Source organism: bacterium, from assembly GCA_020440705.1.
Classification (GTDB): domain Bacteria; phylum Krumholzibacteriota; class Krumholzibacteriia; order LZORAL124-64-63; family LZORAL124-64-63; genus JAGRNP01.
Genome location: JAGRNP010000024.1, coordinates 1 through 22,631 on the forward strand (window position 1 = coordinate 1; position 22,631 = coordinate 22,631).

The 22,631-nt window shown below is 71.2% G+C and carries 17 protein-coding genes; 1 reads left to right on the forward strand and 16 read right to left on the reverse strand.

Annotation, left to right across the window (positions count from 1 at the left end; translation table 11 throughout):
• Positions 1-510 (forward strand): hypothetical protein (locus KDM41_05775; GenBank protein MCB1182922.1); only part of this gene is annotated, 510 nt, incomplete at its 5' end.
• Between the two features lie 89 nt (positions 511-599).
• Here the strand turns inward: KDM41_05775 and miaA are convergent.
• From miaA to KDM41_05855, 16 genes are all read right to left on the reverse strand, one after another.
• Positions 600-1,526 carry a tRNA (adenosine(37)-N6)-dimethylallyltransferase MiaA gene (miaA, locus tag KDM41_05780; protein MCB1182923.1) on the reverse strand — a complete coding sequence of 309 codons (927 nt, stop codon included), beginning with the start codon at positions 1,524-1,526 and terminating at the stop codon, positions 600-602.
• Between the two features lie 13 nt (positions 1,527-1,539).
• A complete protein-coding gene (gene mutL / locus KDM41_05785) occupies positions 1,540-3,393 on the reverse strand; it encodes a DNA mismatch repair endonuclease MutL (protein MCB1182924.1) in 1,854 nt (617 codons plus the stop codon).
• Positions 3,394-3,583: 190 nt separating this feature from the next.
• Positions 3,584-5,830: a GAF domain-containing protein gene (locus KDM41_05790; GenBank protein ID MCB1182925.1), complete on the reverse strand. Its 2,247-nt coding sequence runs from the start codon at positions 5,828-5,830 to the stop codon at positions 3,584-3,586.
• A gap of 111 nt (positions 5,831-5,941) precedes the next feature.
• Complete coding sequence (gene mutS / locus KDM41_05795; GenBank protein ID MCB1182926.1) at positions 5,942-8,560, reverse strand: DNA mismatch repair protein MutS; 2,619 nt, start codon at positions 8,558-8,560, stop codon at positions 5,942-5,944.
• Positions 8,561-8,624: 64 nt separating this feature from the next.
• Positions 8,625-9,689: an SPOR domain-containing protein gene (locus KDM41_05800; protein MCB1182927.1), complete on the reverse strand. Its 1,065-nt coding sequence runs from the start codon at positions 9,687-9,689 to the stop codon at positions 8,625-8,627.
• 2 nt (positions 9,690-9,691) lie between these two features.
• Positions 9,692-10,885 (reverse strand): hypothetical protein, encoded by a 1,194-nt coding sequence (locus KDM41_05805; GenBank protein MCB1182928.1) that lies wholly within the window; start codon positions 10,883-10,885, stop codon positions 9,692-9,694.
• A complete protein-coding gene (locus KDM41_05810; protein ID MCB1182929.1) occupies positions 10,882-11,211 on the reverse strand; it encodes a LapA family protein in 330 nt (109 codons plus the stop codon). Before KDM41_05810 ends, KDM41_05805 begins: the two co-directional genes overlap by 4 nt.
• A 46-nt stretch (positions 11,212-11,257) precedes the next feature.
• Complete coding sequence (miaB, locus tag KDM41_05815; GenBank protein ID MCB1182930.1) at positions 11,258-12,673, reverse strand: tRNA (N6-isopentenyl adenosine(37)-C2)-methylthiotransferase MiaB; 1,416 nt, start codon at positions 12,671-12,673, stop codon at positions 11,258-11,260.
• Entirely contained in the window at positions 12,673-14,076 is a 1,404-nt protein-coding gene (gene mtaB / locus KDM41_05820; protein ID MCB1182931.1) for a tRNA (N(6)-L-threonylcarbamoyladenosine(37)-C(2))-methylthiotransferase MtaB, read from the reverse strand. Before mtaB ends, miaB begins: the two co-directional genes overlap by 1 nt.
• A 129-nt stretch (positions 14,077-14,205) precedes the next feature.
• Entirely contained in the window at positions 14,206-16,185 is a 1,980-nt protein-coding gene (locus KDM41_05825; protein ID MCB1182932.1) for a 30S ribosomal protein S1, read from the reverse strand.
• 136 nt (positions 16,186-16,321) lie between these two features.
• Positions 16,322-17,800 (reverse strand): (d)CMP kinase, encoded by a 1,479-nt coding sequence (locus KDM41_05830; GenBank protein MCB1182933.1) that lies wholly within the window; start codon positions 17,798-17,800, stop codon positions 16,322-16,324.
• A gap of 1 nt (position 17,801) precedes the next feature.
• Positions 17,802-18,662, reverse strand: coding sequence for a 3-deoxy-7-phosphoheptulonate synthase (aroF, locus tag KDM41_05835; protein MCB1182934.1), 861 nt, complete (start codon positions 18,660-18,662; stop codon positions 17,802-17,804).
• Positions 18,659-19,777 carry a histidinol-phosphate transaminase gene (locus tag KDM41_05840; GenBank protein ID MCB1182935.1) on the reverse strand — a complete coding sequence of 373 codons (1,119 nt, stop codon included), beginning with the start codon at positions 19,775-19,777 and terminating at the stop codon, positions 18,659-18,661. The genes aroF and KDM41_05840 overlap by 4 nt, the downstream gene beginning before the upstream one ends.
• Positions 19,778-19,831: 54 nt before the next feature.
• The gene (locus KDM41_05845; protein MCB1182936.1) at positions 19,832-20,599 is read right to left on the reverse strand and encodes an rRNA pseudouridine synthase; all 768 of its coding nucleotides are present in this window, start codon (positions 20,597-20,599) and stop codon (positions 19,832-19,834) included.
• Between the two features lie 2 nt (positions 20,600-20,601).
• Entirely contained in the window at positions 20,602-21,387 is a 786-nt protein-coding gene (scpB, locus tag KDM41_05850) for an SMC-Scp complex subunit ScpB (protein MCB1182937.1), read from the reverse strand.
• Positions 21,384-22,628: a segregation/condensation protein A gene (locus tag KDM41_05855; GenBank protein MCB1182938.1), complete on the reverse strand. Its 1,245-nt coding sequence runs from the start codon at positions 22,626-22,628 to the stop codon at positions 21,384-21,386. Before KDM41_05855 ends, scpB begins: the two co-directional genes overlap by 4 nt.
• Positions 22,629-22,631: the final 3 nt, after the last annotated feature.

Sequence of the window (22,631 nt, forward strand, 5' to 3'; positions counted from 1 at the left end):
AACACCACGAACTTCGTGCACCCGATCGGTGAGCTGGGTTCGACCGTCGCCGCCACCTACAACGCCTACGTCAGCAGCGACAACCTGACCGGCGGCACCGCGGCCACGGCCTACATGGGCCTGGTTCCGTTCGAAGCCGTCAATGCCGACCTCGGCCTGGTCGACCCCGGGAACTACTCCCAGGGCCCCACGGGCGTCGACGAAGTCATGTGCCTGAGCTGCCACCGCGCCCACGCCTCGGCGTTCGGCGACGCGGCCCGCTGGGACATGGCCGAGACCTTCCTGGTCGACTCCCACCCCGCCGACACCGACATCGGGTTCGTCCAGTCGGACGTCGACAACAAGTACTACGAGTACACCTTCGTCACCAACCAGCGTTCGCTCTGCAACAAGTGCCACGCCAAGGACTTCGGAGACTCGGGCTTCGACGAGCCGGGCGGACTGCCCCCGGGCGAAACCGTTCCGCACGGCGGCGGCGGCAGCAAGTACCCGGCACGGCACCGCTTCTGAGAACCGACGGGAGCGGCAACGACGGGGCGGCCGGGCGGCCGCCCCGTCGGCTTTGCGGGGAGCGGATCGGGTGAACCGCAGCGGCCGGTCTAGGTGCTCCCGCCGAGCCGGGCGACGAGACGCCCGAGCAGGGCCGGGTCGTCGGGTGACCAGGTGCCCTCCCGGGCGAGATGACGGAACATGGTGCGCTGCCGTTTGGCGTACTGGCGGGTGGCGAGGACGATCGCGGGCGCGAGGTCGTCGCGGGCGAGTTCTCCCCTCTTCCAGGCCACGATCTCGCGGTAGCCGATGGTCTGCAGGCCCGGGGAGTCGTCGGCGTGGGCGGTCAGGGCGGCCTCCGTTTCCTCGATCCAGCCGGACCCGAGCATGGCCGCCGTGCGGGCCGCGATGCGCGCGTCGAGATCGGGCACGGGGCGGGCCAGCACGAAGGCGGGGAAGGTCAGGCCGAGCGCCGGGTCCGGCTCCTGGGAGGCGGTCAGGTCGGTCATGGTGCGGCCGCTGACGAGGAAGATCTCCAGGGCCCGCTGGCTGCGGTAGCGGTCGTTCGGGTGGATGCGCGCGTGGGAGGCCGGGTCGGCCGCCGCGAGCCGGCGCCGGATCTCGTCGGCGGGCAGGGGCTCGAGTTCGGCGCGCACCGCGGCCAGGGACGCCGGGCTGTGGCCGGGGATCGTCATGAAGCCCTCGCGCAGGCCGGTGAGGTAGAGGCCGGTGCCCCCCACGAGGATCGGCACGCCGCCGCGCGCGGTGATCTCGCCGTGGACCCGGACGAAGTCGGCGCGGAAACGCTGGGCGTCGTAGGTCGCGCGGGGCGAGAGGAAGTCGATCAGGTGATGCGGGCAGACGGCGCGTTCGGCGGACGTCGGCTGGGCGGTGCCGATGCGCAGGCCGTGGTAGACCTGCCGGCTGTCCAGGCTGATGACCTCCAGGGGCACGCGGCGGGCCAGGGCCGTGACCAGGGCCGTCTTGCCCACTGCGGTGGGGCCGACCAGGGCCGGGCAGGCGGTTCCCGGTGCCACGGCCGCTCCCATCTCACGTGCGCCCGAAGCGCTTCTCCAACTCGGCGAGGGAGAATTGGATCAGGGTCGGACGTCCGTGGGGACAGCTGAGGGGCGTGTCGGTGGCGAAGAGCTGGTCGACCAGGTTCTGCATCTCGGGCACGGTCAGGGGTTCGCCGGCCCGCACGGCGCCGTGGCAGGCGTAGCTCGCCAGCAGGTCGACCTGGTTCTCACGGCTGGGCTGGTCGTCCCAGGCGAGGTCGTCGAGCATGTCGAGCAGGAGCTGGCCCTCGTTCCAGTTCTTCAGGCTGGCCGGGATGCCCTGCACCAGGATGCTCTGCCCGCCGAAAGGCTCGATGGTGAAGCCCATGGACGCGAGCTGCCCCGCATGGGCCTGCCACGCCTGCACCTGGCCCGGCGTCAGCTCGAGGTGGGCCGGGAAGAGCAGCTGCTGGGTCGGGACGCCGAAGCCGCCCTCGGCCTCGACCGCCTTCTTGGCCTCGTTGTAGAGGATGCGTTCGTGGCTGTTGTGCTGGTCGATGAGCACGAGCCCGCCGCGGATCTGGGTGACGATGTAGGTGCGGTGCAGCTGCCAGAACGGCGCCGAGTGGAGCGGCGGCTCGCTGGCACCGGACCAGACGCGGTCGTCGCCGTCCTCCCCCGTCGCCCGCGGCCGCAGGGCCGCCGCGCCGAAGAGTTCGCCCTGCCCCTGCGGCACGCCCTTGTACTCGTAGCCCGCCGAGGCGCCGCGCTGGAAGTAGCGGCGCAGGTAGTCGTCCTGGGCCTGGGCGACCCGGGCCGGCGAGTCGGGCTCGTCTTCGTCGGCGGCGCCGCGGCCGTCCCAGGGCCGCAGGTCGTCGGCGCGGCGCAGGCTGAGTCCCTCGGCGAGGGCCTTCTTGAGCATGCCGAAGATCTCGCGCTCGAGCAGCAGCCGGACCTCGGTCTTGGCCGGATGCACGTTCACGTCGACCTCGCCGGCGGGCACCTGCAGGAAGGCGATGACGACCGGGAAGCGTCCGGCCGGCACGACCTCGCGGTAGGCCTGCACGATGGCCTGGCTCAGGGCGCGGTTCTCCACCGGCCGTCGGTTGATGAAGAGGAACTGCTGCTCGCGGTTGCCGCGGGTCCAGGTGGGGCGCGAGGCGAGACCGCCGATGCTGAAGCCCCCCTTCTCCAGCTCGAAGCGGGCCAGGTGGGTCATGACCGAGCCACCGAGCAGGTCGCGCACGCGGTCGGTGAGGCTGGTGGCCGGCCGCAGGTCCAGGGCCACGTCCCGGCCCGAGCGCACGAGCCAGCGCACGTCCTGGTGGGCCAGGGCGAGCTGGGTCAGCAGCTTCATGATGGCGCGCTTCTCGGCCTGGGCCGTCTTCGTGAATTTCCGGCGGGCGGGCGTGTTGTAGAAGAGATCGCTGACGGTGATCGTGGTGCCGCGGTTGCGGGGCGCCGGTTCGCGCCGCACCAGCTCGCCGCCCTCCAGCTCGATCAGTCCGCCGAGCTCCTCGTCCTCGCAGCGGCTGACGCAGCGCACGCGGCTGACCGAGGCGATCGAGGCGAGGGCCTCGCCGCGGAAGCCGAAGCTGCCGACCTGCATGATGTCGGCCGCCGCGGCGATCTTGCTCGTGGCGTGCCGCTCGAAGGCCAAGGGCAGTTCGGCGAAGGGGATGCCATGGCCGTCGTCCTCGATGGTCAGGCTCGTCAGGCCGCCGTCCTCCATGGTGATCGTGAGGCTGCGGGCGCCGGCGTCGAGGGCGTTCTCCACGAGCTCCTTGACGATGGAGGCGGGCCGTTCGATGACCTCGCCGGCGGCGATGCGGTCGATGGTGGCGTTGTCCAGCACCCGGATCCGACGCGGACGTCGGCCGGGACCTTGGGCGGCTTCGCGGGCCATGTTGCCTTTCATTCCGTTGCGGGCTCTTTCCTGGGGAGGCGGCGGTCCGGTCTCCAGCCGGCCGCGCGAGGGGCGATTTGTCCGAGCAGCCAAGGTTAAACGGGGCGGCCGAAGGCGTCAACCGGGGTTGGGCGCGCGGCCGCGGCGACGGGGGGAATTTCCGGGGATAAGTGGACCTGGCGGGCGGGAATCAGTCGGCCAGCGCGTCGAGCACGTTGGCGATCAGCGCTTCGGGCGTCTCCCCGCCCCCGGGATAGACCCGGGTCGCGCTGCGGACGGTCAGGTCGGCCAGGCCGGTGGCCTGCCGGAGCACCTCGGTCACGCGGTGCTGCAGTCGGGCCAGGGACTGGATGTCCTCGGGAACGATCACCAGGATGGTGCCGTCCTGCAGGCAGCCCGTGTGGTCGGTGCTGCGCAGGCGGCGGTCGATGATCGCGACCACGTCGGCGGGGCCGAGACCGGCGTCGCTCTCGAGCCGGAAGGCGGCGAGGCCGAGCATGGTGTGGTAGCGGTCGCAGCGGTCCATCTCCCGCTGCAGGATGCCGGCCAGCGTGTCGCGCGTCAGACCCGCCAAAGCCGGGGCCGCGGCGGGTTCCAGACGGTCGACGATGGCCTCGGTGTCGGCCTCGCTGATGGCGGGGCGCTTCTCCTCCGGCACGTGCAGCAGCGGCAGCAGGCGGCGGGCGAACAGGGCGTCGAACTCGGTGAATCCGGCGCCGTCCAGGGGGTGCAGCCGGCGCTTGTCCAGCAGCACCAGGCCCGGGAACGGGTTGCGGTCGTCCAGGGGCACGACCAGCAGCGAGCGGGTCAGGGCGCCGCCGGCCACCTCGAGCACAGTGGTCTGCCAGCCGGCCCGACCGGCCTCGGTGAGCAGTCGCACCGCTTCGAGGCGCAGGGCGTCGTCGTCCTCGTCGTCGCCGTCGCCACCGGGCAGGGTGTCGTCGCTGCCGGTCAGGAGCAGCGCCTGGCTGGCCCCCGTCAGGCGGCAGGCCGCCTGCAGGACGCGGTCGCGGAAACCCGCGGCGCCGGCGCTGCGGGCCAGCTCGCTGAGCGCGGCGGCCAGGGTCGTGAGGCGGTCGACCTGGTCGGCCGTGGCCGCGCGGTCGAGGAAGCCCGTCAGGTGCCGGTTGATGAGGTAGATGATCTCGGCGCTGACGGCGTGGAACTGGTGCGCCCGCGCCGGGCTGGCGAAGCCGAGGGTCAGCAGGGCGCGCAGGGGTTCCCGCCCCACCGGCAGGTGGAAGATCGTCAGCGGGCTCGCCGCGGGGCTGTCCGGATCACCGGGACGCAGCACCGCGGGACGTCCCGAACTGAGCACCTCCGCCTTGCGGGCGGGAGGCGGCGACTCGTAGCCCGTCTCCTCCGGTCCGGCCCAGAAGAGGTCGCCGTCGCTGGTGAGCACCTCCAGGCGCGCCAGTTCGGCGCCGGCCACGTCCTGCAGGTCGAGGGCCCAGTCGCACAGGGTCGAGGCCACCGACTGGGGATGGCCCGTGTCCCGGTGCAGGTCGCGGTCGATGCGCCGGAAGAGCTCGCTGTCACGGGCGAGCTGCAGGCTGAGGAACCGGTCCAGGATGAGGCCGAAGCGGTGGGTCAGGCTCTGGATCGTCTCGAGGGCCTTGCGGTCGAGGGCGGCCTCGCCGGCGTCGGTCGAGACATTGACCACGCCGAGCACCTGGCCGCTCCAGAGGATCGGGGCGCAGATGGCCTGGCTGATGGCCGAGCGGTCGCGGCGGGCGCCCGGATGGCGGTTGTCGCCGATGAACTCGGCCTTGCGGGTCTGGGCCACGCGGCCGGCGATTCCCTCGCCCAGCCGCACGCGCGTGGTGTGCATGGTGTGCTGGCTCAGGCCGTAGGCGAAGGCCACGTACAGCTCCTCGGAGCGGTCGTCGAAGAGCATGATCGAGCCGGAGCTGGCGCCGGTGGCCCGGGTGGCCAGGCCCAGCAGCCAACGCAGCAGGCTCTCGCGGTCGAGGGCCTCCTCGATGCGGCTGAGGGTGCGGTGGATGGCCGCGGTCTCGCGCTCGAGCAGCTCGTCCTCGGTGGTGACGACCTCGGCGAGGCTGTCGAGGGTGGCGCCGGCGGGGGTCGGACGACGGTCCGGCTCGGGCGCCAGGCGCGGCCCGTTCAGCAGGGCGGCGAATTCGCGCGCGCCGATGGTCTCGAGCCCGTGTTCGGCGGCGGCGTCGAGGAAGAAGGCGACCTCGTCGTTGCGGGGCGGGTGCACCAGCCAGGCGGCGCTGCCCGGCGTGAGTTCGGCGAGATCCTTCACGACCCGCACGCCCATGATCTCCGCGAGGCCGGCGCCGAGGGACGAGCCGGTGCGGTCGGCCACCGCCACCAGCCGGGCATCCCGACGGGCCGACACCTCGGCCAGCAGGGAGAGCTCCTCTTCCCCGGGGCACACGAGAACGACCGGCCATTTGATGATGTCTGCCATGGTTCCCATCGGAGCGGGCGTTGCGGCGCTGCGGGCGCGCCCGGCGCTCCAGCTCGCCGGACGGGCCCAATCCTCGACTTCCTTCCGGTTTTCGGCCGCCGCCGCAAGGGATTAATCGGAAAGTTCCCGCTTGATCCGGGCCAGCCACATGAAGGCGTCCATCGGGCTGATGGATTCGAGGTCGAGGCCCTTGAGGGCGTCCAGGGCGTCGCGCTCCGATTCGTTGAAGAGGCTGAGCTGGGCCCGCGGCCCGCGCGAACCCGCGTCGGCGGCGAGGGAGGCCCCGCGCGGTCCGGCCACGCGGGCGTCGTGGTCGCGCCGATCGGCCGAATCGAGGCTGTCGAGGATGGTCTGGGCCCGGCGCAGCACGCCCTCGGGCAGGCCCGCGAGGCGCGCCACGTGGATGCCGTAGCTCTTGTCGCTGCGGCCCCGGCCCACCGAGTGCAGGAAGATGATCCGGCCCTCCCACTCCTTCACCTCGAGCTGCAGGTTCACCAGGCCCGGCAGGTCGCCCTCCAGATCGGTCAGTTCATGGTAGTGGGTGGCGAAGACCGAACGCGGCCGCGGGCCGTCCCGGTCGGAGAGGAACTCGGTGATGGCCCAGGCCAGGCTCAGGCCGTCGTAGGTCGAGGTGCCGCGCCCGATCTCGTCGAGGATGACGAGGCTGCGTCCGGTCATCTGGTGGAGGATGTGCGCCGTCTCGCTCATCTCCATGTAGAACGTCGACTCGCCCCGGGCCAGGTTGTCGCTGGCGCCCACGCGGGTGAAGATGCGGTCGACGACACCGATGCGGGCCGAGCGGGCCGGCACGAAGCTGCCCGCCTGGGCGAGCAGCGTGATCAGGGCGACCTGGCGCAGGTACGTGCTCTTGCCGCCCATGTTCGGGCCCGTCAGCAGCAGCACCTGGTTGTCGTCGTGGCCGAGCACCGTGTCGTTGGGGATGAAGTCGGAGGTGAGGAGCTGCTCGACCACCGGGTGGCGTCCCCCCTTGACGACGAGTTCGAGGGACTCGTCGCAGTGCGGCCGGCAGTAGCCGTGGCGCTCGGCCAGGGTGGCGAAGGCGAGCATCAGGTCGACGCCGGCCACGAGCCGGGCGGCGAGGTTCAGATCGGCCAGGCGGGCGGTGACGCGCCCGATCAGGGCCTCGAAGAGGGCGGTCTCCAGGCGCGTGGCGGCCTCTTCGGCCTCGAGGATGGTGCTCTCGGCCTCCTTCAGTTCGCCCGTGACGTAGCGGCAGGCGTTGACCAGGGTCTGCTTCTGCTCGTAGTGGTCGGGGACCTTGTCCACGTGCTTCTTCGTAACCTCGAAGTAGTAGCCGAACACCTTGTTGAAACCCACCTTCAGGGTCGGGATGCCCGTGGCCTCCCGCTCGCGCCCCTGCAGTCCCGCCAGGAAGCCCTTGCTGTCGGCGCTCACGGCCCGGAAGCGGTCGAGCTCGGCATCGACGCCGGCGGCGATGAAGCCGGGTTTGCGCACGTGGGCCGGGGCGTCGTCGGGAATCGTGGCCAGGATGTCGGCCGCGAGCGCGGCGAAGTCGGGCAGATCGGCGGCCCAGGCGACGACCGGACCCGCCGGCGCGCCCTCTGCCGCGGCCCGACCGCGGATCCCGTCGACGGCGGCGAGGGTGGCGCCGAACTGGCGCAGGGCGGACGGCCCGATGCGGCCGTTGGCGGCGCGCGCGGCGAGGCGGTCGATGTCCCCCACGCGGCGCAGCCGGTCGCGCAGATCGTCGCGCCAGGTGCGCGCCGCCAGGCAGGCGGCGACGCCCCCGTGCCAGGCATCCAGTTCGTCCAGGTCGGTCATGGCCTCGGCCAGTCGCATCTCGAGCAGGCGCCGGCCCATGGCCGTCAGGGTCGCGTCCACGTGGTGCACCAGGGTCCCCGGGCCGCGATCGCCGCGGAACGAGCGGAAGATCTCGAGGTTGCGCAGGGTCTCCTCGTCGAGCACGAGGCGGTCGCCGCGGGCACTGAAGCGGAGGGTCGTGACCTGCTCCGGACGGCGCTTGCCGAGGGTCGCGAGGTAGCGCAGGATGGCGCCGGCCGCCGTGCAGGCCGGTTCGCGATTCGCCTCCTCCAGGCCGAAGGCGGACAGGCTGGCCGTGGCGAAGTGGTCGGTCAGGGTCTGGCGCGCGAAGCCGGGATGGTACCAGGCGGCGTTGGCCTGGTTGACGACGACGTCCGGCAGGGCGGTGCGCCAGGCCTGCACCCGCTCGGGCGACGTGTCTTCGGCGACGATGACCTCGCGCACGGGGTGGCGCTGGCAGAGACTCTCGAGCGACACGTTCTCGGCCCCGCAGCGGAAGTCGCCGGTGGAGGCGTCCAGCAGGGCCCAGCCGTCCCAGCCGCCCTCCCGCGGCACGTAGGCCAGGCAGTAGCGGCCGCTGTTGCCGCTGAGCAGTTCGGGCGCCGTGGCCGTGCCGGGGCTGATGACCTCGACCACCTCGCGCCGGACGAGCCCCTTGGCCGTGGCGGGATCCTCGACCTGCTCGCAGATGGCCACGGTGAGGCCGGCCTCGATGAGCCGGGCGAGGTAGGTGTCCAGGGCGTGGTAGGGCACACCGGCCAGGGGCACCGGATGGGCCGACTTGGCGTCGCGGCTGGTCAGGGTGACGCCGGCCACCTCGGCGAGGGTCTGGGCGTCCTCGAAGAAGGTCTCGTAGAAGTCGCCCATGCGGAAGAGCAGCAGGGCGTCGGGGTGCTCGCTCTTGATCTCGAGGTACTGGGCGAGCATGGGCGTGACCTTGGCGGCGCCCCCGCCGGCTCTGGCGCCGCCTGTGGACGAGCCGCCCATGATCTCAGTTCCCGGTCCCGCCGACCACGTCGGTCAGTTCGGCCACCATGACGTCGATGCCCAGTCGGCGCTGCATCTCGCCCGCGTCGGTGCGGGCCAGGGCCGGATTCACGTAGTAGCCCGTGCGCACCTTGTAGAGGAACTGGCCACGGTCGTCGCGGGTCTTGTCGATGCGCAGATCGGGCAGCTGACCGGCGAAGCGCCGCTGGAATTCCAGGGCCAGGCCCCGGTCGCTGAAGGCGCCGAGCTGCAGCGAGTAGCGCCCGGTGCGGTCGACCGATCGGGCGGCGACGGGTTCCGGTTCGTCGGTCGCCCGCCTGGCCGCGTGCTCCTCCTCCTCCAACTGGCGCAGACGGCGGATCTCCAGGAGCGAAAGGCTGCCCGGGTCGTCGTCGGCCAGGGCATCGGCCAGGGCGGCGGCGGCCCTGTCGTCGCCGGCCGCCATCAGGGCCCGCCAGCGGCCGGCGGCGGTGCGGCGCGCGTCGTCGGACGTGCCGGCCTTGTCGGCGGCGGCGAAGTAGCGTTCGGCCAGCGACGGATCGTTCTGCTCGAGGGCGATGTCGCCGAGGGAGAAGCGCGCGAGAACGAACTGGGGATCCCCGGGCCGCACCGAGGCCAGCATTTCGCGGGCCTGCTGGAGCTGGCCGAGCGCGCGCAGCGAGAGGCCGGCGCGCAGGTGCACCAGTCCGGGCAGGGCACCGGTGTCGCCGCCGAGGAGCGGGGCCAGGATCTCCAGGGCTTCCCGGTGGCGCCCGCGACCGGCCTCGATTCCCGCCGCTTCGAGCGCGGCGCGCTGCCGCGTCTCGGCGGGCACGCCGCCGTCGTCGCGCACCGAGGCCAGCAGGGCGAGGGCCGCGTCCGGATCGGCTTCGAGGCGGCTCCGCCAGAGCAGGTCCTCGCCGGGGCGGGCTCCCTCGCCCGCCGCGTCCAGGGCGCTGCGGGCCTCGTCGTAGCGGCCGGCCTCGAAGAGACCGGCGACTGTCGTCAGGGCGGCCAGGGTGGGCAGGGCCGCACCGAGGGCGGCGGCGAGGGCCAGGACGATCAGCGGGACGGCGTTCCGCGGTCTCATCGCTATCCTCCCGACCGGGGCACGGCGACGTCGGCCGCCCGGTGCTGGTAGGAGTCGAAGGCGCCGCACTTCGGGCAGTGCCAACGCACGTGCTCGTCGCGGCGGTCGCACCGGTCGCAGACCCAGGCGTTGGCCGCCGCCGGAGCGGCGAGCATGCGCCACACGCGGGCGACGTCGGCTTCACCCACCTCCCCCATGAGCATCTTGAGGTACGGGGCCGCGGCGTCGGGCGTGAAGCTGGGGCGTCCCTTCTTGCTGGCCAGCAGACGCAGGGCCTTCTCGCGCTGGTCGAGCTTCTCGTAGAGCATGGCCAGGTCGACCCACAGGCTGGCCGGGGCGTCCTCGGCCTGGCAGGCCCGCTCGAGGATCGGGATCGTCCGCGCGTACTGCCCCGAGCGCAGCAGGACCTCTTCCAGCAGGGGCAGGAAGACCCCGAGTTCGGTGGGGTTGTGCAGCAGCTGCTCGGAGGCCACGGTGACCGCTCCGGCCGCGTCGTTGGCCACGGCGGCCAGCACCGCCTGCACCAGGGCCGAGCGGGACTCGGAGCCGTCGAGCCCCTTGACGTCCCGCAGCCGCGCCTTCGCTTCGCCCGCCTCGCCGGCGAGGGCGTGGCGCAGGGCCCGGTCGAGCTGGTAGCTGGCGTAGGCGCGACGGAACCCCTCGCGGTCGCGCTCCGGCACGTGCCGTGGGGCGTGCTTGAGGGTGCGGGCGGCCTCGGGCAGGTTGCCCTGGCCGTGCCGCTGGGCGAAGCGGGTGCGCCAGTAGCGCGAGCGCCCGGTGGCGCTGCGCAGCAGGGTGTCGAGCACCTCGCCGGACTCGTCCCAGCGCTTGAGGGCGTTGAGGTCCTCGGCCAGGGAAAGCCCGGCGGAGACCTTCACCTCATGGTCGAGATTGGGCCGCACGGTCAGGCCGCGGTGCAGCACCGCCGCCCGTTCCGCGTCGCCCCGGCGCCGCAGCAGGTTGCCCAGGTAGAGGTAGGGTTCCACGGCGTGGGGATCGTCGTGGACGACCCGGTGCAGCAGCTTGGCCGCTTCGTCGAGCTCGCCCTCGATCCACAGTTCGAGGGCCTGCAGGTAGGAGTCGCGGCCGGGCGGCGCCGTGCGGTCCTGCCAGTTGCGCCACAGCACCCAGCCCGCCGCCCCGACGACGGCGGCGGCCACGAGCCAGGGCACGGCGGTCGCGAGGAAGGCGCTCACTGCGGCGTACCCTCCGTCTCCGCGCTCCTGGGCTGGTCGGGCCGCAGGGGCAGGGTGCGCAGGTCGGCGATCTCGCGGTCCTTGGCCCCGCCGTCGCGCTTCAGGCGGGCGATCTCGCGGTGGAAGCGGAACTCCCGCAGGGCGGCCAGCACGAAGCTGGTGGCGAAGCCGAGCAGGAAGCTCGTCACCACGACCCAGTAGATGGAGATGCCCAGGAAGGACTTCCCGAACAGGTTGATGTCGACCGACTGGCCGCTGTTGGTGACGAAGAAGTAGACCAGCGCGAACAGGAGGATCAGGAAGACGAAGCCTCTAAACAGCCACACGAGCGGACCTCTTTCGTCGCCGGCCCAGGCCGGCCGGGTGCAGGTGTCAGTCCCGGGCCTCGCCCAGGAAGGTCGTGTTCTTCCAGCCGGTGATGCGCACCGGCACCGTCTGCCCCACCTCGTAGGCGCCGCCGTGCAGGATCACCTTGCGGTTGTTCCCGGTGCGCAGCCGCCACGAGGGGCCGTCGCCGGCCGCCTCCTGATGGCGGGCCGGACCTTCGACGACCGCGTCCCACGCGCTGCCGACGCAGCCGTCGGCGATGCCGCGCCAGACCTCTTCCTGGACGGCCAGCAGGGCCGCCAGACGCCGCTTCTTCTCCTCGGCGCCGACGTCGTCGTCCAGCTTGGCCGCCGGAACCCCCGGTCGCACCGAGTACTTGAAGCAGAAGGCCTGATCGTAGCGGACCTTTCGGGCCATCTCAAGCGTTGCCTCGAACTCGGCCGCGGTTTCTCCCGGGAAGCCCACGATGAAGTCCGTGGAGAACGTCACGTCGGGGATGACGTTCCGGGCGTAGGCCACCATCGCGAGGTATTCGTCCGCCGTGTAGAGGCGCTTCATGCGGCGCAGCACCCGGTCGGCCCCCGCCTGCACCGGCACGTGCAGCCAGGGGCACACCTTGTCCAGGCGCCCGATGGCGTCCATGGTGTGCCGGTGCATGTCCCGCGGGTGCCCGGTCAGGAAGCGGATCCGCTCGAGACCGCTGATCTCGACCACTTTCTCAAGCAGGGCCGCGAAATCAAGACCTCCCTGCCAGTTGTAGGCCGTCACATTCTGGCCGAGCAGGGTCACCTCGGTGCCGCCGCCGGCCACGATGTCGGTGATCTCGGCCAGGATCGCGTCCGGGGACTTCTCGCTCTGGGGGCCCCGGGTGGCCGGCACGATGCAGTAGGTGCACTTGTAGTCGCAGCCCTTGTGGATGGTGACCAGGTGCGAGTTGTTGGTCGGGTAGAGGCTCGGGGGCGCCACGTAGTGGGCGTCGCTGCGGTGGCCGGTGACCGTCCGGGAAAGCCCGGCCGGTGCGGCGTCGCCCCGGTCGCCGGTCAGGTCGCCGAGCAGGCCCGGCAGGGTGTCGTAGTTGTCGACCCCCACCACGAGATCGACCTTGCGCGGCCCCTTGCGCAGCTCGGGCCCGAGGCGCTCGGCCATGCAGCCGCAGATGCCGATGATCGGTTCGGGGAGGTCGGCCCTGGTCCGGCGGTGACGCAGCTCCCCCACCCGCGAGATGATCTTGTGCTCGGCCAGTTCGCGCACGCTGCAGGTGTTCAGCAGGATGACGTCGGCCTGCAGGTCGTGTTCGACCAGGGTGTAGCCGGCGCGCCGCAGCAGCCCGTCGATGGCCTGGGAGTCGTAGACGTTCATCTGGCAGCCGTAGGTCTCGATGTACACCGCGGCGTTGCGGCCGCCGGCGGGGACATCGGCCGCGGTCGTGAAGTCGGGCAGGTTGCCCTGGAACGTGGCCATCAGCCCACCTCCGGCAGGCGCATCGGGGGGTTCAGCTCGTCGACCACCTCGGCGTGCAGGTGGCCGTTCCGGTAGTCGGTGGCGCGCACCGCGACCAGGGCGCCGGGGCGGCGGCCGTCGTCGGGCACGCGAACGGTGACGTAGTTGTCGGTGGTGGCGTCGCGCCAGCCGGGCACGGCGGATTCGGCCTCGACGACCGCTTCGCGCACGGTGCCCACCAGGGCGCGCGCGAACTCCTCCTGCTTGGCGTCCGCCAGGCGGCGCAGGATCTCGCTGCGGGCGGCGATGGTCTCGGGGTGCACCTGGTCCGGCATGTCGGCGGCGGCGGTGCCGGGCCGCGGCGAGAAGCGGAACACGTGCAGGTAGCTGAAGGGCAGTTCGGCGATCATGCGCCGCGTCTCCTCGAACTCGGCGTCGGTCTCGCCCGGGAAACCGACGATGATGTCGGCGCCCAGGCCGAAGTGCGGCTGGACCGCCGCCGCCGCGCGGATGGCCTCCCACGCCCGGTCCCCGCGGTAGGGCCGCTTCATGCGCTTGAGGACGCCGCTGCTGCCGCTCTGCAGGCTGATGTGCAGGTGGGGCCGCATGCGGGGGTTGTCGCGGTAGAAGTCGAGCAGCCGGGGCGTCACCTCGTTGGGGTGGATGCTGCTCAGGCGGATGCGCAGGTCGGGCAGCTCGGCCAGGCAGCGGTCGAGCAGGTCGGGCAGCAGCAGACGCGCGTCCGTGTCGCGGCCGTAGCCGCCGAGGTGGATCCCGGCCAGGATGGTCTCGGGGTAGCCCTTGTCCACGAGCACGCGCAACTGGGCCAGCACATCGTCGACGCTGCGGCTGCGGCCGGGCCCGCGGGCCCGCCAGATCAGGCAGTAGGTGCAGCGCAGGTTGCAGCCGTCCTGGATCTTGACGAAGGCCCGGCTGCGGCCGGAGAACTCGTCGATCAGGGGCGAGTCGAAGACCGGATCGGCGGCGAACTCCTCCACCTTCAGGGTCGGCACGTCGTCGCCCAGCACCTCGGGCAGCCACATCTGCACGTCGTCCTTGGCCGTGTTGCCCACGACGCCGTCGATCTCGGGGATCGCCGTCAGGGCCTCGGGCTGGGTCTGGGCGTAGCAGCCCACGACCACGACCTTGCTGGCCGGGAAGCGCCGCTTCACCTGGCGGGCCAGGCGCCGGCACTCCTGGTCGGCCTTGGCCGTCACCGTGCAGCTGTTCAGGACGTAGAGCTGGGCCGGGCTGTGCCAGTCGACGATCTCGATGTCGTACAGGCCCGCCATGGTCTTCTTCAGCCCCTCGGTGTCGTACTGGTTGAGCCGGCAGCCGAGGGTCCAGAAGGCGGCGCGCAGGGGCACGCCGCCGGTGCCGGCGGCGGGCGCGCTGGTCAGGGGTTGCAGTTCGTGCAGTTCCATGGCTTCCTCGCACTCGGGCCGCGGGCGACCGGGACCAAAAGCAGAGGGACGGAGGTGTGACCCCCGCCCCTCTCACAGGCGGACCGAACGGATGTCCGTCCGGCGGTCCGGGGACCGCCGACCGGATGTCTACTCGTCGTCCTCGTCGGGGTTGGCCGAACCCATGGAGGCGGCCTCTTCGGCCATGATCTCCGCGGCTTCGTCCTTGCCCATGCCCTCGTCGCCCGTCTCGCCGGCGGCCGCGGCGGCCTCGTCGGCGGCGACCACGTCCTCCAGGCGCGGATGGGCGCTGATGAACTCCGCGGTGTGGGCCTCGTCGAAGTCCTTCAGGCGCTCGGCGATGGAGAGCACGATGCGGCGGTTCTCCACGTCCATCTTGATCACCTTCAGGTCGACCTTCTCGCCCTCGCGGAAGTAGTACTGGGGCTTGTCCAGCTTGGGGATCCCCAGGTGCCCGATGGGCACGAAGCCCTCCAGGTCGTCGCCCATCTCCACGATCACGCCGTGATCGAGCATGCGGCTGACGGTGCCCGCGAGGTCGTGGCCCAGCGGGTAGTCCTCGGCCAGGGTCGGCCAGGGGTTGTCCTGCAGCTGCTTGATGCCCAGGCTGATGCGGCGCTTGTTGGTGTCGATGTCCAGGATCTGGACGGTGACCTCGTCGCCCCGCTTCAGGATCTCCTTGGGGTGCCGCACGCGGCGCGTCCAGCTCATGTCCGAGATGTGCACCAGGCCGTCGATGCCCTCCTCGACCTCGACGAAGGCGCCGAAGTCGGTCAGGTTGCGCACGTGGCCCTTGATGGTCGAGCCCACCGGGTAGCGCTCGATCAGGGTCAGCCAGGGGTCGCTCTCGCACTGCTTGAGGCCCAGGCTGATCTTCTCGTTCTCCTTGTCGATCTTCAGCACCATCACGTCGACCTCGTCGCCGATGCTGACGACCTTCGACGGGTGCTTGATGTGGCGCGTCCAGCTCATCTCGGAGATGTGGATCAGGCCCTCGACGCCCTTCTCGAGCTCGACGAACGCGCCGTAGTTGGTGATCGACACCACGCGGCCGCGGACGATGCTCTCCTCGGGGTACTTGGCCTCGACGTCGTCCCAGGGGTACGACTGCAGCTGCTTCAGGCCGAGGCTGATGCGCTCACGCTGCTCCTCGAAGTCGAGGACCTTGACCTCGATCTCCTGGCCGATGGTCACGACCTCGCTCGGGTGCGAGACGCGGCCCCAGCTCAGGTCGGTGATGTGCAGCAGGCCGTCGATGCCGCCGAGGTCGACGAAGGCGCCGAAGTCGGTGATGTTCTTGACCACGCCCATGCGGACCTGGCCCTTCTCCAGCTCGCCGATGAGCGTGCGCTTCTTCTCCTCGCGCTCCTGCTCCAGCACGATCCGCCGGGAAACGACGACGTTGCGCCGCCGCTTGTTCTTCTTGATGATCCGGCACTGGATCTCCTCGCCGATCATGTCCTCCAGGTTCGGCACCTGACGCAGGGCCACCTGGCTGCCGGGCAGGAAGGTGTCCACGCCCCACAGCTTCACGACCAGACCACCCTTGATGCGACGGTCGACGAGGCCGGTGACGACGTCGCCGTTCTCGTGGGCCAGCTTGATCTTGTCCCACACCTTGAGGAAGTCGGCGCGCTCCTTCGAGAGCACGACCAGGCCGTCCTGGTTCTCGAGCTTCTCGAGGAAGACGTCGAAGGTGTCGCCCTCGGCGATCTGGGCGGCGCCGAATTCGTCGAGGTTGATCACACCCTCGCTCTTGAAGCCGATGTTCAGCAGGACCTCGTTCTCGCGGACCTCGATGACGGTGCCCTCGAGGATCTGACCTTCCTGGATGTCGGTCAGGGTCTCCTCGTACTGGTTGATCAGGGCGAGCATCTCGTCGTGGGACAGGTCGTCGCTCGAACCCGTCTCCTCGAGGTAGTCGAAGTTGACGATGCTCTCCTCGTCGTACGAGGTGCTCAGCTTCGGCGCGGCCGGCGTGGGCAGCACCTCGGCGGCGGCGTGGCTGTCGTCATCGTCGTCGTCGCGGTGACGAGGGCCGCGCGAGTCGGAGTACCGACCCGGCCGCTCCCGGTAGGAGTCTTCGGGGGTGGAATGGGGGTTGGACATGAAAGGTTGCCTCCTAGTGACATGTGAATGCACCGGACCCGGTGGTCCGGCAAGCTGCCCAATATAGCGGGTCCGGGGCGCCATGGCAAGGATCGCGCGCCCTCAGAAGCGGTGTTTCCCGCCTGTTTGCAGGGAATTAACGTCCGAAGATGCGGCGATCGCGGGCGGCGACCCGGGCGAGCTGCCGCTGGCCGAGTTCCCGTTCGAACTCGGTCTGGGGGTACCGATCGAACGAGCGGGCCTGCATTTCGCGGAAGGCCCCCTCGCAGAGGCGCCCGATGATGCGGCTGACTTCCTTCTTGTCGGTGGTTTCCAGGAGGGCGTCCAGGCCGTGCCAGCGCAGGGGCGGCCCGTAGCTGACCTCCAGGGGCGAGAGCTGGCTCCCGCCCGGCCGGCGTCCGTAGCTGCCGCGGATGAACACGGGCACGACGGGCGCCCGCGTGGCCTGGACCGCGATGCCCAGGCCGTTGCGGACGGGACCGGGATGGCCGATCGGCCGGCGCGTCCCCTCCGGGAAGATGACGAGGTTGGCGCCCTTCCGCAGGGCGGAGATGGCCACCTTGAAGGCCCGGGCGTCGTAGCCGCGGCGCCGGATGGGGATCGAGTCGAGCATGCGGAACATGGCCCCCAGCGGCGGGAACCTGAACAGCTCCTCCTTGGCCAGGGTGTGCACCGGGTGGCGCAGGAAGGTCGATCCGACCAGCGGCGGATCCCACATGCTGATGTGGTTGACGGCGATGATGCAGCCGCGCGGCAGGGCCTTCCCCTCCTGACCGCCCCGGACCTGCAGCCCGTAGAAGCGGGCCAGGGCGCGCATGACGAAGAAGGCCAACCGGTAGTGGCTGGGCAGGGCGCGGTACGAGGTCTCCAGGTCGGTGTCGAGCTCGGCGTCGAGGGCCGGATTGACCAGGCAGGCCCGGGCGCAGGTCTCGTTCTGCTGTTCGAGGCCGAGCCCGCTGCTGTCGACCACGATGGCGTCGGGGCTGATGGCCAGGGGGCTCGTCTCCCGCTCGGAGTCGCGCCGATCGCGTTCGGCCAGGTCGCGGGCCAGCTCCGCGCGGTCGACCTCCACCCCGCGCTGTCGGTACTGGCGGAGGCGCCGGTCGACGCGGTCGTCGAGGGAGGCCGAAAGGAAGATCTTCGCCGTGGCCAGGGGGAACACGACGCTGCCGATGTCCCGGCCCTCCATGACCACGCCGCCGCGCCGGCCCATGGCCTGCTGCCGGCGCACCATCTCGGCCCGCACCGCCGGGTGGCTCGCCACCGCCGACACGTGGTCCTCCACCGCCGGGGTGCGGATCTCGCGCGAGACGTCGCAGCCGTTCCAGTGCACGGCGACCTCGCCCCGCGCCGGGGCCAGGGTCAACTCGGCGCCGGCGAGCAGGGTGGTCAGGCCCTCGGCGTCGTCGGGGGACACGCCCCCGGCGGCGGCGGCCCAGGTCAGGGCCCGGTACATGGCGCCGGTGTCGATGTAGAGCAGGCCGAAGCGCTCGGCGAGGAAGCGGGCCGTGGTCGATTTGCCGCTGCCCGCCGGGCCGTCGATGGCGATGACCGCATCGGCCGGCAGCAGGCCGGGTGAGGCGTCGGGCAGGTCGGAGGGCCGGTGGGCGGTCATCTCACACGTCCCGGCCGACGGCGCGGGCCACGGCGCGGCACGAGGCGACCAGTTCGGCGAACTCGTCCGGTCGCAGGCTCTGGTCGGCATCGCTCAGGGCGCGGTCGGGATCGTCGTGGGTCTCGATGAGCAGGCCGTCGGCCCCGGCGGCCACGGCGGCCCGGGCCAGGTCGGCCACGTAGCGCCGGTCGCCCGCGGCGTGGCTCGGGTCGACGATCACCGGCAGGTGGGTCCGGTCGCGCAGCACGGCCACCGAGCCGATGTCCAGGGTGTTGCGCAGGGCCGGTTCGAAGGTCCGGATCCCCCGCTCGCAGAACACGAGATCGCGGCCGCCGGCGGACAGCACGTACTCGGCGGCGTTCAGCCACTCGGCGATGGTGGTCATCATGCCCCGCTTGAGCAGGACGGGCCGGCCGCTGGCGCCGGCCTCGCGCAGCAGCGGGAAGTTCTGCACCGAACGGCTGCCGATCTGCAGCATGTCGGCTGTCTCGGCGACGACGGCCACATCGCGCGGGTCGAGCACCTCGGTCACGAACGGCAGTCCCGACGCCCGGCGCGCGGCCGCGAGCAGTTCGAGCCCCTCGCGGCCGAGGCCCTGGAAGGCGTAGGGGCTCGTGCGGGGCTTCCAGGCGCCGCCCCGCAGCATGGCGCCGCCGGCCCGGGCCACGGCCGTCGCGATGCCCGTGATCTGGTCCGGCGCCTCCACGGCACACGGGCCGCCGATGACGACCACCTTCTCGCCGCCGAAGCGGACGTCGCCCACGGCAACGATGGTGCGGTCCTGGCCGGGACGGCGGCTCACGAGGGGAGTGCCGCCGCCGGCGGCGTCCGGGACGAGGGGTTCGGGTCGGGGCGCGGTCATCGGTCCAGGATCTCCTCGAGCGCCGCGAGGCAGCGCGTGTTCTCGTCGGGCAGGCCGATGCTGATGCGCATGGCGCCGTCCCCGAGGCCGAAGGCGTGCATGGGCCGCACGATGACGCCCATCTGCAGCAACCGCGTGGCCAGCTCGCCGGCGTTCACGTCGCCGCGCACGAGCACGAAATTCGTCTGGCTCGGCACCGTCTGCAGGCCGAGGGCCTCGAGCCCGGCGACCATGCGGTCGAGTTCGGCCCGGTTGCGGTCGCGGCGCCCGGCCACCTCGTCCCAGTGGTCGAGGCAGGCGATGGCGGCCGCCTGGCTGAGCATGTTCACGTTGAACGGTTCGCGGGTCTTGTGGAGTTCGCCGACCAGGTCGGGGTGACCCACGCCGTAGCCGACCCGCAGGCCCGCCAGCGAATGGATTTTACTGAAAGTCCGCAGAATGACAAGGTTCGGATGGGCCGCCAGCATCGGCACCGTCCGGGGGTAGTCGTCGGCGGTGACGTACTCGTAGTAAGCTTCGTCCAGGGCCACGATGACGTGGTCGGGGACGGCGGCGAGGAACGCCCGCAGTTCGGCCGCCGTGTTGTAGGTCCCCGTCGGATTGTTGGGGTTGCAGACGATGACCAGCTTCGTCCGCTCGTCGACCGCGGCGGCCATGGCGGGCAGGTCGTGGCGGTCGTCGGCCCCGAGGGGCACCGCGACGCCGCATTCGAAGTGCACCTGGGTGGTCAGGGCATAGACGATGAAGCTGTGCTCGCTGTAGACCACGTTCTCCCCCGGGCTGACGAGAGCCCGGATGAGCATGTCGATGACCTCGTTGCTGCCGTTGCCGAAGATGAGGCCGGCGGGGTCGACGCCGAGATGGTCGGCGAGGCGGGCGGTCAGGCGGAAGCAGGCCGCGTCGGGGTAGCGGTTGATCTCGCGCGCGGCGTCGGCGATGGCGGCGAGCACCGCCGGCAGGGGGCCTTCCGGATTCTCGTTGCTGGCCAGCTTGACCACCGAATCGAGTCCGAGCTCGCGCTGCACTTCCTCGATGGGCTTGCCGGGGCTGTAGGGACGGGTCCGGAGGATGCCGGGGCGCAGCAGGGACTGGAAGTCGAGGGTCTTCGGGCTCATGGTTTCCTCCCTTTCACATCCGTCACGCGGGGCGCCTTCGCCCCGCCGGGCCGCTCATGGGTCGGTGGCGGTCGCGACGGCCCGGCGCAGGGCCGCCACCTCGTCGGGTGCGAGACGGCGGAAGTCGCCGGGACGCAGCAGTCCGAGCCGGATCGGACCGACGGCCGTGCGGTGCAGGTGCACGACCTTCAGCCCCACCGCCGCGAACATGCGGCGGATCTGCCGCTTGCGCCCCTCGTGGAGCTCCATGACCCACTGCCGCGTGGTCCCGTCCCGTCGCGGCTCGAGGCGGCAGGGGCGGCAGGGGCGCCCGTCCAGCTCGATCTTGCCCTGGGTGAGGCGCCCCTTCATGGCGCCCGTCACCTCGCCGTTGACCTCGACCTCGTACACCTTCCACAGCCCGCTGCCGGGACGGCAGAGGTCCTGGTTCAGGCGGCCGTCGTCGGTCCAAAGGAGCAACCCCGTGGTCGCGGAGTCAAGGCGCCCGACGGGCATGAAGCGGTCGGGCAGGTCGGCCTGGCGGCGGTACGGCAGCAGGGCGGGCTGGCCGCCCTGGCTCCGGAGGGTGGACACGACGTCGCGGGGCTTGTGGAAGGCGTAGACCCGGTGGTCGTCGGGGGTGGTCGCCGGCCGGCCGTCGACCGTGACGGCCTCGCGACCGGGCACGATCCGCCGACCGAGGTCGGTCGCCGTTTCGCCGTCGATCGCCACGCGCCCGGCCCGGATCAGCTCCTCCACCGAGCGCCGGGAGCCGAAGCCGGCGCGGGCCAGGTACTGGTTCAGACGCAGGTCCGGACCGGGGTTCCGGTCGTCGCGGGCCACGGCTACTCGGCGCTCTCGCGGCGGGCGGGCTGCTCGTCGGCGTCGTCGGCGGGTTCGCATTCGGGCGCGGCGTCGGCTGCGTCCGCGGCCACCGGCTCCTCGTCGTCGGCCCGGGACTCCGCGTCCGGCCCGGCGTCCCCGTCGGTCTCCGTCTCCGCCGACTCCTCGAGCGGGTCGGCCTCGCCTTCCTCGGGCGCGGCGAAGTAGTCCTCGAGTTCCTCGTCCGACACGTCGCGTCCGACCCGCGAGGCGAACTCCTTCAACTCGTCCCGGTCGTCCATGACGTGCTCGAGGTCGGGCAGGTCGGGCAGCTGCCCGAGGCCCTTCAGGCCGAGATGGTTGAGGAACTCGCGGGTGGTGCCGTAGAGCAGCGGGTTGCCCACGGCCTGGCTGCGGCCGACCACCGTGATCAGGTTGCGCTCGGTGAGCGTGCTGATGGCGCCGGCGCTGTTCACCCCGCGGATGTCGTCGATCTCGATCCGCGTCAGGGGCTGCTTGTAGGCGATGATCGCCAGCACCTCGAGACCCGCTTTCGACAGCCGCGTGAAGCGGCGGGTCTTGAGCATCTTCTCGACGATGGGCGAGAATTCCGGCTTGGTCGCGATCTGGAAGCCGCCGCCGAACTCGATCACCGTGAAGGCGTGGTCGTGTTCGTCGTATTCCGCCTGCAGCGCGGCGACCGCGTCACGCAGCTCGGTGGTCTCGGCCTCGGGAAAGATCTTCTTCAGGCGCGCCAGGGTCAGGGGGCTGTCGGTGGCGAACAGCAGCGCCTCGAGTTCCCGTTTCAAGATTCGGTCTCCCGTTCTGCAAGGGGCTCGTCGCCCGTGTCGTCGTCGAAGTCGTCGTCGGCGAATCCGTCCTCGTCATCCTCCGCGTCGAAATCATCGTCATCGAAGTCGACATCGTCGTCTTCGTCCCCGAAATCGTCGTCTGCGTCATCTTCGTCATCGTCGTCGTCATCGTCGCAGTCATCGTCATAGTCAGCGTCGAAATCGTCGTCCTCGAGATCCTCGTCGTCGTCGTCATCCCAGCCGGCCGCCGGGCCGGCCGCCGCGTCGACGTGGTCCTCGTCGCCCAGGTCGAAGCCCCCCTCGTCCTCGTCGTCGGCGACGTCGGTCGCGTCGACGCCGGGGTGCTGGATCCAGATCGGGCCGCGCGGTTCCGTCTGCATGAACTGCAACCGCCCCCGCTTGACCATCTCCAGCACGGCGATGAAGGTCACGATGACCTCCATCTTGATGGTGTCGTCGGAGAAGAGCTCCTCGAAGCGCACGGTGCCGCCGGCCCCGATCTTCTCCTCGATGAGCGACATCTTCTCCTCGACCGTGTACGGCTCGCGCACCACGTCGTGGGTGGTCTTGGCCTGCACGCGGTCGAAGATGCCGGCCAGGGCGCTGAGCAGGTCGAACATCTCGATGCGCAGGCGCGGTTCGAGGTCGAGCTCGCCGCTGAAGGGGAAGCGCGTCTGGCGCAGATGGTACTGCTGGCGCTCGCTCTCCTTGCGCTGCAGGGCCTCGGCCGCCTCCTTGAACCGCTTGTACTCGAGGAGCTTGCGCACCAGCTCGGCCCGCGGGTCCTCCTCTTCCTCCTCGTCCTCGGGCAGGTGGCTCGGCATGAGCATCTTCATCTTGATCACCATCAGGGTCGCCGCCATGGCGATGAACTCGCCGGCCTTGTCCAGGCTGATGGTGTGCATGACCTCGATGTGCCGGATGAACTGCTCGGTGATCAGGGCGATGGGGATGTCGTAGATGTCCACCTGCTCCTTGTCGATCAGGAAGAGCAGGAGGTCCATGGGGCCCTGGAAGCCGGTCAGTTCGACCTGGTAGGCTTCGCTGTTGCGGAAGTAGTCGAGTTCGGGCGGCAGGTTCTCGAGGTTCCACGATTCGGGGCCGTCGGCGCGGTGTCGTTCGGCCCGCGCCGCGACCTCGGCGGCGACGGCCTCGCGGACCTCGCCCGCGTCGGGCGCGGCGGCGTCCTGCCCGGCCGGGGTGCTGTTCTCCGGTGTGTGCTCCATGTTGCCTTTCATGCC

What these genes read in the sequence shown, in the direction of transcription:
- mtaB (MCB1182931.1), bottom strand. Translation starts at nt 14,076, where the DNA reads ATGGAACTGCACGAACTGCAACCCCTGACCAGCGCGCCCGCCGCCGGC.
- KDM41_05855 (MCB1182938.1), bottom strand. Translation starts at nt 22,628, where the DNA reads ATGAAAGGCAACATGGAGCACACACCGGAGAACAGCACCCCGGCCGGG.
- mutS (MCB1182926.1), bottom strand. Translation starts at nt 8,560, where the DNA reads ATGCTCGCCCAGTACCTCGAGATCAAGAGCGAGCACCCCGACGCCCTG.
- mutL (MCB1182924.1), bottom strand. Translation starts at nt 3,393, where the DNA reads ATGGCCCGCGAAGCCGCCCAAGGTCCCGGCCGACGTCCGCGTCGGATC.
- aroF (MCB1182934.1), bottom strand. Translation starts at nt 18,662, where the DNA reads ATGACCGCGCCCCGACCCGAACCCCTCGTCCCGGACGCCGCCGGCGGC.
- KDM41_05840 (MCB1182935.1), bottom strand. Translation starts at nt 19,777, where the DNA reads ATGAGCCCGAAGACCCTCGACTTCCAGTCCCTGCTGCGCCCCGGCATC.
- miaB (MCB1182930.1), bottom strand. Translation starts at nt 12,673, where the DNA reads ATGGCCACGTTCCAGGGCAACCTGCCCGACTTCACGACCGCGGCCGAT.
- KDM41_05800 (MCB1182927.1), bottom strand. Translation starts at nt 9,689, where the DNA reads ATGAGACCGCGGAACGCCGTCCCGCTGATCGTCCTGGCCCTCGCCGCC.
- KDM41_05790 (MCB1182925.1), bottom strand. Translation starts at nt 5,830, where the DNA reads ATGGCAGACATCATCAAATGGCCGGTCGTTCTCGTGTGCCCCGGGGAA.
- KDM41_05825 (MCB1182932.1), bottom strand. Translation starts at nt 16,185, where the DNA reads ATGTCCAACCCCCATTCCACCCCCGAAGACTCCTACCGGGAGCGGCCG.
- KDM41_05830 (MCB1182933.1), bottom strand. Translation starts at nt 17,800, where the DNA reads ATGACCGCCCACCGGCCCTCCGACCTGCCCGACGCCTCACCCGGCCTG.